Here is a 12,624-nt window from a genome sequence, read left to right on the forward strand (position 1 = left end):
GACACCAAGAGACGGTCGGGTCGGGGCGGTTTCCCGACAGAAGAGCTAACTTGCGGAGCGTCGAGCGGACCCCATGGACGACCGCCGTACCCTCCTCGTCGCCGGATTCGTCGGAGCGTCGCTCTCGTATGTCTTCAACGTCCTCGCGTTTACCGGCGCGTTCGACGTGTTTCGCTGGGTCGTGTTCGCCGCGCTGTCCCTCGGGTTCACGTACGGATTCGACCGATTCATCGGCTGGCAGACCGCCCCGGCCTGACCTGTCCGACGGCGGGCGCCGCGGCTCGCCCTCGGCGCCGCCGTGGCGGCATCACACCGGTTCGGCCGACGGGAGTTGTGACTCGGCGACCGCGAACGCGAGCGTGCTCAACACGCCGATGAGCGTCCCCGCCGCGAGCGCCATCGCCAACTCCGAGAGCCCGAGCGCCGTCACGCCCGGCGCGTCCGGGAGGAAGAACCCCGACACCGCGAACAGCACGACGGCGATGGAGACCACGTAGAAGGGGGCGTTGAGGTAGCGCCACCGGAACCGGCCGGCGAGGTACTCGTCGGTGATCTGCCCGAGGCTGGAGGTGACGCCCGCGACGCCGAGCCACTGGACGAAGCCGTGGACGAACGCGGCGAGGGTGGTGCCGGCGGCGAGCGAGCTCCCCTGAACCCCGCCGACGGCGTCGACGGTCTCGACTCCCTGTACGCCGCCGACGACGACCAGCGCGAGCGCGACGACGTAGGTGACGAGGGTCACGCGGCCGGTGTAGAGGACGTTCCGGACGCTCTCCGCGGCGCCGTCAACGCTGTCTTCGAGCCCCAGCCCGCGGAACAGCGAGTAGAGCCCCACCGCGCCGGAGAGGATCCCCAGCACGGCCGCCCCCGCCACGTCGAAGAGGTTCGCGACCACGACGAGCGGGTAGATCAACAGCAGGACGCCGAGTGGAATGAGGATCGTGCCGCGGGTCTCCGGGTCGGCGAGGACCTGCTTGATCGTGTAGTACAGCGACTCGAGGTCCTGCGCCTGTCTGACGACAACGCGCCGCATCCCGTCGATCGGCATCCGCGACCGGATCACGGGGAGGACCGACTCGTCTTGTGCGCCGTCGGTGATCACGACCGCGGAGACCTCCTCGCTGGTCGACAGCTCGGCGAGCACGCGGTCGACCTCCTGGCCGACCGCGCGGTTCGCCTTCACGTCGGGACCGTCGACGCCGGTGACGGCGGCGACCTCGACGGCCTCGCCGTCGGCGGCCAGCTCGTCGTGGACGTTGACGCCTTGGAAGAGGACGTTGACGTCGGAGTCCTCGGGGTCGGCGGTCGCGAGCGCGACCGCGGCCTCGGTGACGTCCTCGTCGCCGATGACGGGCGTGGGGATCCCCGTCTTGCGGCCGAGGTCGTCGTCGAGGTCGACGCAGAGGACGAGCAGCATCGAACGGGGCTACGCGAGGGGACGACATATGTTTTCGGCTCGCGTCGCCCCTCCGCGTCGCACGCGATCCGCCGACTGCGTCGCCTCGCCGTCAGCTCTCGTCGGTCGGCTCGTGTTCGACCCCGTTCATCATCCGGCGGACGTTCTCGCCGTCGCTGAACGCGGCCGGGTACGCCGCCAGCGGGAGGACGAAGTCGTCCTCGACGCCGACCGGTTCGCCGATGTGGAGCTCCAGCTCGGTGGTCACGCCCGTCCCCTCGATCTCCGCATCGACCGTGTACACGACGACCGCCGTGTCGGTGTCGAGGACGCTCGTCGAGTACTCCGAGCCGCGCTCTAAGCCGCCGACGTTCTCGAAGCGGCTCAAGATGAGCTCGGCGCGCTCGCGGGTTCCCATCTCCGCGATCGGGTTGAGCGCCCGGCCGAGGACCTCTATCTGCGGCGTCGTCACCGCGGCGAACACGGCGGCCTGGTAGCGCTCGCCGAGCAGTTCGACCGCCTTGTCCTACTCCGCGACGGTGTTCGTCACCCGGACCTCTCGGGTCTGTCCGGCCGCCTCGACCTCTCGGGAGATCGTCTCGTCGGACACCTCGTTGAGCTCGTACCCGCTCTCCGAGAGCGTCGCGTCGGCCACCGTCGCGGTGCCGGCGGCGAACTCCGCGGGCCCGTCGCCGGTCGCGACGTCGAGCGCGGTACAGCCGGCGAGGCTCGCGAGGCCGACCGCACCGCCGGCCGCGAGCGCCCGGCGACGGGTGACCGCGTCGCTCGCGTTACTGTTCTCCGCGGCGTTCTCGGCGTTCGGGTTCCGGTTCATGGCCGCTGCTGACACCGTGCGGGGGTACATACTTTGTGTTCGGTGCCGCTCCGCCGTGCCAACGGCTCTCTCGGGAGCGCGCGGTTCGGACGCTTTTTGAGGCCGCGGCCGGTAGGATAGGGTAGATGATCTCCAAGGGCTGCGAACAGTGCGCCAAGGGCGGGAAGATGGTGCTTTTCGTCTACGGCTACTGCGACCAGCGGGACTGCTTCTACTGCCCCCTCGGAGAGAACCGGAAGAACGTCACCGACGTGTACGCCAACGAGCGGAAGGTCGAGTCCGACTCCGACGTGATCGAGGAGGCCAAGCGTATGAGCGCGCTCGGCACCTCGATCACCGGCGGCGAACCGCAGGAGGCGATGGCGAAGACGACCCGGTACCTCGAACTGCTGAAAGACGAGTTCGGTGAGGACCACCACACCCACCTCTACACGGGCATCACGGGCGGCCGCGAGAACATGCGCCGCCTCTCGGAGGCCGGCCTCGACGAGATCCGCTTCCACCCGCCGCTGGAGATGTGGGGCGACATGCACGGCACCGAGTGGGAGGAGATCCTCCACATCGCCCGCGAGGAGGGGCTCACCCCCGCCTTCGAGATCCCCGGCATCCGCGCGGAGCCGGAGTTCTTGGAGTTCTTAGACGAGGGCGCCGCCGAGTTCTGTAACATCAACGAGTTCGAGATGTCCGACGGGAACTACCGCCGGATGCAAGAGGAGGGCTTCGAACTACAGGAGGGCCACATGTCCGCCGTCGAGGGGTCGAAGGACGACGCCATCCTCGAAGAGATGGCGAGCCACGAGAAGGTGTACTTCTGTACGTCGGTGTTCAAAGACGCCGCCCAACACCGCAACCGCCTCAAGCGGATGGCGAAGAACATCCGCCGCGAGTTCGACGAGGTGACCGACGACGGGACGCTCGTCTACGGGAAGGCGTTCGCCGACCCCGAGCGGTTCGAGGCGCTCGGCGTGCCCGAGGAGTTCTACACCGTCAAGTCGAACCACGTCGAGGTCGCGTGGTGGCTCCTCAAGGAGATGATCGAGGACGGCGACCTCGACGAAGGCGAGATCGTCGAACAGTACCCGACCGTCGACGGGACCGTCGTCGAGCGCACGCCGGTCGCCTGACCGGTTCCGCCGACTCCCCACCCCCGTCGCACCTCCTGTTCCGGTCGAATCGCTTGTCCCGCCGGTCCCGACTCCGAGGCCGCGCTCCGGCCCCCTCGCCGCCACTTTCCTCGCTACGCTTCGTGACATTTGGTACCACACTTATGTACTACCGGCACTTATTGCCGCGTATGGCCTCGGAAGAACCCGTATTCGCCGACGTGAGCATCGGACAGGCGGTGTACAACGAGGACGGCGAGCGGCTCGGGTCGATCCGCGGCGTCGACGACGACGGCTTCTACGTCGCGTCGCCGTCGAGCACCGACACGCTGGCGCTCACCGACGCCAGGGACGTGTTCGGCACCGCGTACGTGATGTGGCGCTGTTGGGAGTGCGGCGAGATGGGCGAGATCGGCGACCAGCTCCCGGCGAACTGCCCGAACTGCGACGCGCCGCGCGAGCAACTGTACTACTGGGCAGAGGACTGATCGACGCGCCGCGAGTGCGTCGACGCGGCGGCGCCGCTCAGGCCCGCTCGCCCTCCTCCTCGTGCGCCCCGTCATCCACCTTCTCGCGGAGCCGCTCGACCTCCGCTTCCAGCTCCGCGATCCGCTCGGCGTCGGGCCCTCCCGCTCCGGACGCACCGTCCTCGGACCCGTCGTCAGACCGAGTCGTGAGGTAGAGCACCGCTCCCCCGACGAGAACGAGGGGGACCCCGAACAGGAGGACGGCGATTATCAGGACGATCACCAGCTCCGGACCGCCGGGGACGCCGCCGAACGCGAGGGCGAGAGGGACTATACGCCGCCCACTCGGGCCCGCGACTAAAACGGATCGGCGGCGAGGGCCCTTCGCCCGCCGGTTCACTCCGCGTCGACGAAGTCCGCGAGGTTCGCCTGTAGCCCCGCCGCCAGCGTCGACTTCCGGCGGAGCCGGCCGAGCGAGACGGGCAGGTGGTCGGCGACGCCGCGGACCGCCTCGCCGAACGTCTCCGCCGTCCCCCGCTCCCCCTCGAAGGCGTCGCGGACGGCCTCGCGCACCTGCCACACGCCGACCGGACCCCAGTAGTCGTCGGAGACGTGGCGCACGACGAGCGCCTTCGCCTGCCGGCCGCGGTCGTCGAGGTGTTCCAAGACGCCCAGCCGCGCCGCGTAGTATGCGCCCGCCGTCTCCTCGACGTAGCCGGTCCGTCCCTCGCGGCCCTCGCTCGCGGCCGCGAGGTAAACCCCCGCTTCGGGGTCTGGGTTCCAGATCGACCCGGGCGACTTCATCTCGACGAGCTCGTACTCCCACCGCCCCGGCACTAAGATCACCCAGAAGGCGTTGCCGAGGTACTCGTTGCGGTGGACCTCGATCCGATCGACCGCCGGGTTGTCGCGGATCGACCCGTGGAGGAACTGGCCGACCGTGTCGTCGACGGCCGTGATCGACCAGCGCGTCGGCACGAGCCGACGGTTCTCGCCGCGCCCGAGCGCCCCCGCCGAGAGGATCGTGTTGATCTCGTACACGTCGAACCCGCGGCGGTAGAGGTACGTCATCGCCCCCTCCGCGCGCCAGTCGTCGTCTTCGAGCGTCTTCTTCACCGGCCGCGGGACGTGCGGGTTCTCGCCGAGGTCGGCCGTGCGCGCCGCCGCGCGCGGCCCGGTCGGCGTCTTGATGTCTTCCGTGCCGACCTCGAAGTCGAGGTCCGGCCGGCCGTCGAGCCCGATTTCCACGTCGACCGGCCGGTCCGCGATGGCGATCTCGCGCTGGACGCCCAGCCAACCGTCCCACGCGTCGTGAACGCTCTCGGCCGGTCCGCCTCCGCCGACCGACTTCACCCCGCCGCTCGCCCCCGCATCCGCCACGTCGACCCCCCGCGTCGAGTTGAGCAGGCTCGTCCGACGGTCGAACACGTCAGAGATGGAGACGCCCTCCTCGTACCACGCGGCGGAGGTCTCGAACGCCTCGGCCCGCTCCTCGCGGCCGACCGGCGAGAGCAGGCCGGTCGAGACGTTCGGGTAGTCGGCGCGGCCGACGAAGATTGACGGCGAGACGCTCCCGACGACGGCGTCGTCGGAGACGTGTTCGTCGAAGCGCCGCTCGAAGGAGTCGAGATGATCGAGGATGCCGTAGTCCTTCTCGCTCGCGAGGCGCCGCCGCTCGGCCCGCTCGTTCGCCTCGTACTCGATGAACTCGTCGAGCCGCATTCGCCGACCGTAGGGGCGAGTCGGACTTGACGGTGTCGCCGCCGTGGCCCCGCGGCGCGGGACGGTCAGGTCGAGAGCGACGTGACGCCGGCCGGGAGTTCGGCCCCGAGGGTCCACTCGTCGCCCTCGCGGCGGATCAGCGGGGCCGACGTCTCGGGCGCGAACCCGTCCTCGTCGACCCGCATCGTCCCGCCGACGAGCGCCCCGTCGACGACCGCCCAGGAGATCGCGAACGCCGGATCGGCGGCGGGCAACGGATCGGCGACGGCGTCGAACGCGGGGTCGCCCGCGGCCGCCGAGAGGGTCACGCCCGCGGGCGCCTCCGGTCCCCAGCGGTTCGCACTGGCGTAGAGGCGGCCGTCGTGGACGACCGACTCCCGGAAGTAGTTCGCCCAGAAGTCGCGGAAGTCGGTATCGAGCCGGTACCACCGGTCGCCGCCGTCCGTCCGATAGAGCCCGTTCCCAGTGGCGGCGACCACGCCCCCGTCACCGAGCACGCGCAGGTCGTGGACGTCGTCGTGGACGCCCTCCCCGTACCGCCGCCAGAAGTCGCCAGCGAACGCGTAGACGCCGCCGGGCTCTAACCCTGCGAGGACGCCGTCGTCCGGGTGGACGGCCAGCGTCCTGACGCTCGGCGCCCCGCTCGGCGCGCGGTCCCGCCAGCGGTCGCCGTGCGGGTGCGCGCCGAGGTCGCCGACCGGGTCGAAGCGCCACCCGTCGGTCGCCGGTCGCGCGCGCAGCACGTCGGCGTCGCCGGTCCCGACCAACACGGTCTCGGGGCCGGCGAGCACGGAGACGGGGTCGTCCGGGCCGTCGAGCGGTCGCCAGTCCTCGCCGTCCGGCGACCGGAACAGCCCGTCGGCGGTCGCGGCGAGCCGCGCGTCGCCGCTCGGTGCGACCTCGTGGACGCGGCCGCACTCGGCCGTCCGCGTCGGGTCGTCGTGCGGTCCGTCGAGCCGATACAGTCCGCGGTGGGTTCCGCAGACCAGCATGTCTCGCGATTGAACGTCGAGGAGAAAAACCGTGCCGCTTCCGCGGGGCCGTTAGCTGTGGATCCCCATCGCCTCGATCTGCTCTTGGTACCGATTCCGGATGGTGACCTCGGTGACCTGCGCCACGTCGGCGACCTCGCGCTGGGTCTTCTTCTCGTTACAGAGCAGCGACGCGGCGTAGATGGCGGCGGCGGCGTAGCCGGTGGGGGACTTCCCGGAGAGCAGCCCCTGCTCGGCGGTCGTCTCGATGATCTCGTTCGCCTTCGACTGGACCTCCTCGCTCAGCTCCAGCTCCGAGGAGAACCGCGGGACGTACTTCTTCGGGTCGACCGGCCGCATCTCCAGCCCGAGCTCCTGGGAGATGTAGCGGTACGTCCGGCCGATCTCCTTTCGGTCGACACGAGACACCTCAGAAATCTCCTCCAAGCTCCGGGGGATGCCCTCCTTGCGGCAGGCGGCGTAGAGGGCGGCGGTGGAGACGCCCTCGATGGAGCGGCCGCGGATCAGGTCCTCGTTGAGCGCGCGTCGATAGATGACCGAGGCGACCTCCCGCACCGAGCGCGGGACGCCGAGCGCGCTCGCCATGCGGTCGATCTCCGAGAGCGCGAACTGGAGGTTGCGCTCGCCCGCGTCCTTGGTTCGAATTCGCTCCTGCCACTTTCGCAGTCGGTGCATCTGCGAGCGCTTCTTCGACGAGATAGAGCGCCCGTACGCGTCCTTGTCCTTCCAGTCGATCGTCGTCGTCAGCCCCTTGTCGTGCATCGTCTTCGTCGTCGGGGCGCCGACGCGCGACTTCTCCTGCCGCTCCGAGTGGTTGAACGCCCGCCACTCCGGGCCGGGATCGATCTGCTCGTCTTCGATGATCATCCCCGTCTCCTCGTGTATCAGCTCCCCGTCGGCCGTCCGAGTGAGATCCTCCGGATCGAAGTCCTCGGGGTCCAGTTCGTCGATGTCTTCGATCGCCTCGACGTCGATCTCGTCTTCCTCGGCGTCCTCGTCCCCCACGCGCTGCCGGTCGTGATCCCGTTGCCGGGTGGGCCGTGTCATCGCATTTATATGCTATCCAATCCGTTTAACTTAAAAGTTCGTTACCGTGCGGGTCGTTACCACACCTTCGTGCGACGTCCAGTCGGACGCGGATTCGTCGGAACACCCCCCGGACGCCGCGGGTTCGCCCCCCGGCCCGTCCAGTCGGTCAAGCGACTCCGGCGGATCGACCGCGTCGACCGCCTCGCGGACCGCGGCGAACGCGTCGACGAGTCGCTCGATCAGCGACGTCTTCCCCGACCCGCGCGGGCCCGCGACGCCGACGACGGTCGGGAGGGGGCGGTCGGTTCCCCGCGCGTCGTTGGCCGCCCGCGACTCTCCGGCCGCGGACCCGTCCGTCGCGCCAGCGTCTCGCGTCGCGGGACTCATGCGTCGGTACCCGGTCTATGCCCTCGCGTTTCACTCGCCGCCCGGCTCCGACCCGTCTCCGCCCACGGTCCCCGGAACGGGGTCGGCGTCGGGCGGGAGCGCGACCGGCGCGAGCGCCGCGAGGTCCCTGACGGCCTGCGAACTGTCGAATCCCGGGCCGACGAGCCGCGGGAGGCCGTCCGCCGGGCCGTCGAGGCGCTCCGTCGCGACGACGGCGTCGAGCGCCTCTCGCACCGCGACGTGCGCGCGGTACCCGTCCGCGGACTCGACGCGGAGGTGGGTCGTGTCCGGCGGCGCCCCGTCGAGGAGCGGCCCGACCGGCACGCCGCGCCACTCGCCGCCGAACTCGGACCCGGTCGCGCACCGGTAGCAACAGGTGACGACGACGGTGCCGCACCGCTCTCGAACGGCGTCGAGCGACGCCAGCAGGTTCGACTCGACGTTCGACGCGGTCATCGCGTCGTGATCGAGGGACGCACCGCCCGTGTCGGCTGCGCCTCATCCGTTCGGGCTTTTTTCCGGCGGCGGACGGACAGCCCTTTGTCCGGCGAGCGCGGAGTCCGGCCGAATGCCGACGATCGACTGCGACCCGGCCGCCGCGCGCGAGCGCCTCGCCGACGCGGGCGTTCGGATCGACGAGGGCAACACGCCACACGAGCGGTGGCGCGCCGACCGCGACGGGGCCGTCGCGGTCGCGTACGACGACAAGGTCGTCGTCCAGGGGAGCGACCCCACCCGCCTGACCGCCCTGCTGCGCGACGGCGGCGGGCGCGCGCACGTCTACTTCGACGGCGCCTCCCGCGGCAACCCCGGTCCGGCCGCGGTCGGCTGGTGTCTGGTCACGTCCGACGGGGTCGTCGCCGAGGGCGGCGAGCCGATCGGCCGCGCGACGAACAACCAGGCCGAGTACGCCGCGCTGGTCCGTGCGCTGGAGGCGGCCGACGAGTACGGCTTCGACGCGATCGACGTCCGCGGCGACTCGGAGCTGATCGTCAGGCAGGTCCGCGGCGAGTGGAACACCAACGACCCGGAACTCCGCGAGCGTCGCGTCCGGGCCCGGGAGCTGCTGGAGCGGTTCGACCGGTGGTCGATCGCGCACGTACCGCGGGAGATAAACGAACGCGCCGACGATCTGGCGAACGAGGCACTCGATGACGCGAACTGACGACGAACCGCCGGAGTGGGCGAAGGAGCGCGCGCGGGAGATGATGGACGCGGCGGCGGGCGAGGGGGCGGACGACTCCGCGACCGCGGAAACGCCCGAACCCGACGACGAGCGCGTCCCGGACGTCCCGGTCGAGGCGGTCGACGAGGCGGAGCGGCTCACGCGGCTCGCCCGCGAGGCCGAGTCCGCGGAGCCGACGCCGGAGATCGAGCAGGCGGCCGACCAGTACCGGGAGCGGCGCGACGCCCTCGCTGCCGAGTACGGCTACACCGCGCGCGTCCGCGACGAGGACGACGCGCTCGTGTTGTACCCCGACGAGTGGATGGACGACGGGACCGTCCAGCTCGACCGCGTTGAGGACACCGAGCGCGCCGTCGAAGTGTCGCTGTCCGGCCCCGGCGACGCCGACCGCTACCGCGAGGTGGCCGCGTACAACGAGGCGGTCGCCGAGGCCGTCGCCGAGCGGGAGGCGGACGTCCACGCCCGGACCGCCGAGACGTTCGCGGCGTTCATGAGCAACCACTACGTTCGCCCCGTCGACGACGCCACGCCGGCGATGCGTACCGAGTTCCGAGAGGAGTATCTGGTCCGCAACGGCTGGCCGACCGACGAGCAGCTCGCCGCGGTCGACGAGTCGCTGTCGGTGATCGAGTCGGTCGCGGCCGGGGTCGACGGTCCCGCCGCGGACGCGGGCGCCGCCGATCTCGACGGCGCTGACGGCGGCGACGAGGCCGGCGGTCGCGGAGACGACCATTCGACGTAGCGGCGACTCAGCGGAAAGAGAACGCGGCTTTCGCCGCGCCGTGTGCCAAAATGTTCGTTCGGTGTTCGGTGCCGCTCGTCGCGCCGGCGTCGCGTCCGGATCTCGTTACTCAAGCAGCGCCCGGACCTCGTCTGCGCGTTCCTCGTCGGTGACGAAGCGGTCAAGTACCCACTCGATCTGGTCGAGGACGACGTCGTGGCCCGCGTCGGTGAGCTCGTACTGGTTCGTCCGCTTGTCGAGTTCGCTCTTCTCGACGAGCCCGTGGTCGACGAGATCGTCGAGGTTGGGGTACAGGCGACCGTGGTTCACTTCGGAGCCGTAGTACGCCTCGAGCTCCCGCTTGATGGCGAGACCGTACATGGGCTCTTCGGCCAGGATACTGAGGATGTTCTGCTGGAACGCGGTGAGATCGCTCGCGGCTGTCGACTCATCAGGGACTGATTGTGCCTCTGACATGGTAGTAGGGAGGGCGCTCGAACTTATAATCCTTCTCAACAGTCACTATCATTGCGATGCGTCACTTCCCGGATTTATCCGAGTGCGTCGGTAGGCGCGCTCTCTCGGCGGATGCGTGTTCGATCCGGCGGCTCGGGACGTTCGACCGATCGATTCCGCGTCCGCTGGTACGCCGACGATCCGTCAGCCAGAATTGGTGTTCGGCGTCCGATCGAAACCCCCAAATCCGGCGCTCGGCCCGCTCCGGGCCGGTGATGCCCGATCCGCCGATGACGACTCCGGACGGCTTCGGACGGCGTGCGCCCGTACGATCCCGAAAGGACTTTGCCCGACATCCACCCATCATCGGGCACATGGCCAACCTCTGGGAAGATCTCGAGACGGGACCGAACGCGCCGGACGAGATCTACGCCGTCGTCGAGTGCCTCAAAGGCGAGCGGAACAAGTACGAGTACGACAAGGACATTCCCGGCGTCGTCTTAGACCGGGTGCTCCACTCGAACGTCCACTACCCGTACGATTACGGCTTCATCCCGCAGTCGTACTACGACGACGAGGACCCCTTCGACGTGATGGTGCTCGTCGAGGACCAGACGTTCCCCGGCTGCGTCGTTGAGGCCCGCCCCGTCGCGCTGATGAAGATGGACGACGACGGCGAGCAGGACGACAAGGTGATCGCGGTGCCGACCGAGGACCCCCGATTCGACCACATCGAGGACCTCGACGACATCCCCCAGCAGACCCTCGACGAGATAGACGAGTTCTTCGCGACCTACAAGAACCTCGAGGCCGGCAAGGAGGTCGAAACGCTCGGCTGGGAGGACAAACAGGCCGCGAAGGACGCCATCGAGCACGCGCAGGACCTGTACGACGAACAGATCGCGTAACGCTGTATAACCGTAGCGCATCCGACGTCCGCACACGGATGCGTTATGCCTATGGGTAATCTTTAGGGTGTCGTCCGCCTAGCATCTGATAGAGTCATGAGCGCCACCACGCCCTCCGTCGGCATCGACCACCCGACGGTCGTTCCCGCGAACTTCGACCCGGACGACGACGCCGACGACGCGGCCGAGGACGGCGACGACGCGTAGCGACCTCCGCGTCTCTTCTCAGGCGCGCTCGACGACCGTCGAGAGCCGCGTCGCGTCGGCTCGCAGCGACGCGAACGCGTCGTCGACCCAGTCCACGACTGCGTCGTCGGTCGACTCGATGACGCATCGCGGGTTGTTCTGCTCGTCGTACGCGGCCACGCAGGCCACGTCACCGCAGCGGAAGAGCCCGTACTCGATCGGCTCGGCGCTGACGTACACCTCCGCGGCGTCGTCGTCCAGCGCGCGGTCGGTCGCGGGTTCGAACTCCGCGACCGACGTGTCGGCCGCGTCGCGGTCGATGATCAGCTCCACGTTCGCGCCGTCGTCGAGCGCCGCGGCCGCCGCGTCGTTGAACTGCCGGATGACGACCGGGGAGACGGCCCGGATCTCGCCGCCGTGGTTCTCGTGGAGGAGCTCCGTCAGCCGGTCGACGACCGCGAGGGGGTTCTTCTCGGACGCGACGGTGATGTCGCTGTCGGGGATCCCTTCCGGCGGGAAGTCGACGCCGGCCCGTTCGAGGGTCTCGTCGAACCCGCCGTACCGCTCGCCGCGTTCGACCTCCGTCAGGAGCGTCTCGTAGGCGTCGTGGACGCGCTCGCCGGTCGGCGTCACCCGGTAGGCGGCGTCGCGTTTCACCACCCAGTCCCGCTCGCGGAACCCGCCGAGGATCCGTTGGACCGTCGTTCGGGTCGCGTCGACCGCGTCGGTCAACTCCGCCGGGCGCCGCGGGTCGTCGCGCAGCGCCCGGAGTATTGCGACCCGAACGGGCGAGCCGGCGAGGCACTGTGCGCCGTCGTGTCCGCCCTCGGCCCTCATCGTGTGATCCGTGTGTACGGGTACCGCCCTGTTAACCGTACCGCGTCGCGGTCGGAAGTGTCCGAGCCGAATCCCCCGTTTGGCCCTTGAATCGCCCCTCAGTCGGCTCAGTCCCGATGGCGGAACGAGACGACGGTGCCGACGGTGTCCTCGCCGGCGATACGTTCCGTCGTGACGGTCACGGTCGCGAGCGCGTCTGCCCCGAGCGCCTCCTCGATCACCGCCCGGAGCGCGTCGGGATCGGCGCCCTCCTGAATCACCGGTACGCGGACCTGTCGGCGGTTGACCGCGACGTTTCCGAGGTCGTACTCCGTGTGCTCGAACGCCTCCCGGATCGCCGCTTCGATGTCGGCCATGGCACCGTCCCTTCCGCGCCGCGCGGTGAAAAAACGCGGTCCT

The 12,624-nt window shown here is 69.7% G+C and carries 16 protein-coding genes and 1 pseudogene; 6 read left to right on the forward strand and 11 right to left on the reverse strand.

The window, feature by feature from the left end; genetic code table 11:
- The first annotated feature begins 73 nt into the window (after positions 1–73).
- Entirely contained in the window at positions 74–256 is a 183-nt protein-coding gene (locus tag Z052_RS05525; RefSeq protein WP_049931360.1) for a hypothetical protein, read from the forward strand.
- A 51-nt stretch (positions 257–307) separates the two neighbouring features.
- Here the strand turns inward: Z052_RS05525 and Z052_RS05530 are convergent, their stop codons facing one another.
- Both Z052_RS05530 and Z052_RS05535 read right to left on the reverse strand, forming a co-directional pair.
- Positions 308–1,417: a DUF373 family protein gene (locus tag Z052_RS05530; protein WP_049931361.1), complete on the reverse strand. Its 1,110-nt coding sequence runs from the start codon at positions 1,415–1,417 to the stop codon at positions 308–310.
- A 91-nt stretch (positions 1,418–1,508) separates the two neighbouring features.
- Positions 1,509–2,231, reverse strand: a pseudogene (locus Z052_RS05535) (DUF6517 family protein).
- Between the two features lie 125 nt (positions 2,232–2,356).
- Between Z052_RS05535 and Z052_RS05540 the strand changes: the two are divergent.
- Together Z052_RS05540 and Z052_RS05545 are read left to right on the forward strand one after the other, a co-directional pair.
- Positions 2,357–3,355, forward strand: coding sequence for a radical SAM protein (locus Z052_RS05540; protein WP_089308067.1), 999 nt, complete (start codon positions 2,357–2,359; stop codon positions 3,353–3,355).
- Between the two features lie 170 nt (positions 3,356–3,525).
- Positions 3,526–3,822, forward strand: coding sequence for a rubredoxin-like domain-containing protein (locus Z052_RS05545; RefSeq protein ID WP_049931363.1), 297 nt, complete (start codon positions 3,526–3,528; stop codon positions 3,820–3,822).
- A gap of 37 nt (positions 3,823–3,859) precedes the next feature.
- Here the strand turns inward: Z052_RS05545 and Z052_RS05550 are convergent, their stop codons facing one another.
- From Z052_RS05550 to Z052_RS05575, 6 genes are all read right to left on the reverse strand, one after another.
- Positions 3,860–4,135, reverse strand: coding sequence for a preprotein translocase subunit TatA (locus tag Z052_RS05550; protein WP_049931364.1), 276 nt, complete (start codon positions 4,133–4,135; stop codon positions 3,860–3,862).
- Between the two features lie 62 nt (positions 4,136–4,197).
- Complete coding sequence (gene nreA / locus Z052_RS05555) at positions 4,198–5,523, reverse strand: DNA repair protein NreA (RefSeq protein ID WP_099288894.1); 1,326 nt, start codon at positions 5,521–5,523, stop codon at positions 4,198–4,200.
- 65 nt (positions 5,524–5,588) lie between these two features.
- Positions 5,589–6,515: a hypothetical protein gene (locus Z052_RS05560; protein ID WP_094520107.1), complete on the reverse strand. Its 927-nt coding sequence runs from the start codon at positions 6,513–6,515 to the stop codon at positions 5,589–5,591.
- A gap of 51 nt (positions 6,516–6,566) precedes the next feature.
- Positions 6,567–7,562: a transcription initiation factor IIB family protein gene (locus Z052_RS05565; protein WP_049931367.1), complete on the reverse strand. Its 996-nt coding sequence runs from the start codon at positions 7,560–7,562 to the stop codon at positions 6,567–6,569.
- Positions 7,563–7,592: 30 nt separating this feature from the next.
- Positions 7,593–7,931, reverse strand: a complete 339-nt coding sequence (locus Z052_RS05570) for a hypothetical protein (RefSeq protein WP_049931368.1) — start codon at positions 7,929–7,931, stop codon at positions 7,593–7,595.
- Between the two features lie 30 nt (positions 7,932–7,961).
- Entirely contained in the window at positions 7,962–8,387 is a 426-nt protein-coding gene (locus Z052_RS05575; protein WP_049931369.1) for a pterin operon protein, read from the reverse strand.
- Positions 8,388–8,499: 112 nt separating this feature from the next.
- On the opposite strand from Z052_RS05575, the gene rnhA reads away from it, so the two are divergent.
- Both rnhA and Z052_RS05585 read left to right on the forward strand, forming a co-directional pair.
- Positions 8,500–9,096 (forward strand): ribonuclease HI, encoded by a 597-nt coding sequence (gene rnhA, locus Z052_RS05580; RefSeq protein ID WP_049931370.1) that lies wholly within the window; start codon positions 8,500–8,502, stop codon positions 9,094–9,096.
- The gene (locus Z052_RS05585) at positions 9,083–9,859 is read left to right on the forward strand and encodes a hypothetical protein (RefSeq protein ID WP_241897906.1); all 777 of its coding nucleotides are present in this window, start codon (positions 9,083–9,085) and stop codon (positions 9,857–9,859) included. Before rnhA ends, Z052_RS05585 begins: the two co-directional genes overlap by 14 nt.
- A 105-nt stretch (positions 9,860–9,964) precedes the next feature.
- Here the strand turns inward: Z052_RS05585 and Z052_RS05590 are convergent, their stop codons facing one another.
- Positions 9,965–10,315, reverse strand: coding sequence for a PadR family transcriptional regulator (locus tag Z052_RS05590; RefSeq protein ID WP_049931372.1), 351 nt, complete (start codon positions 10,313–10,315; stop codon positions 9,965–9,967).
- A 353-nt stretch (positions 10,316–10,668) separates the two neighbouring features.
- Here Z052_RS05590 and Z052_RS05595 point away from each other — a divergent pair, with 353 nt between their 5' ends.
- Positions 10,669–11,202, forward strand: coding sequence for an inorganic diphosphatase (locus tag Z052_RS05595; RefSeq protein ID WP_049931373.1), 534 nt, complete (start codon positions 10,669–10,671; stop codon positions 11,200–11,202).
- A gap of 225 nt (positions 11,203–11,427) precedes the next feature.
- Here Z052_RS05595 and Z052_RS05600 read toward each other — a convergent pair whose 3' ends face one another.
- Both Z052_RS05600 and Z052_RS05605 read right to left on the reverse strand, forming a co-directional pair.
- Complete coding sequence (locus Z052_RS05600) at positions 11,428–12,225, reverse strand: winged helix-turn-helix domain-containing protein (RefSeq protein WP_099288895.1); 798 nt, start codon at positions 12,223–12,225, stop codon at positions 11,428–11,430.
- Between the two features lie 107 nt (positions 12,226–12,332).
- A complete protein-coding gene (locus tag Z052_RS05605; RefSeq protein WP_049931375.1) occupies positions 12,333–12,581 on the reverse strand; it encodes a hypothetical protein in 249 nt (82 codons plus the stop codon).
- Between the last annotated feature and the right edge of the window lie 43 nt (positions 12,582–12,624).

Origin of the sequence: Halorubrum sp. C191 (assembly GCF_002727095.1) — an archaeon.
Taxonomy (GTDB): Archaea; Halobacteriota; Halobacteria; order Halobacteriales; family Haloferacaceae; genus Halorubrum; species Halorubrum ezzemoulense.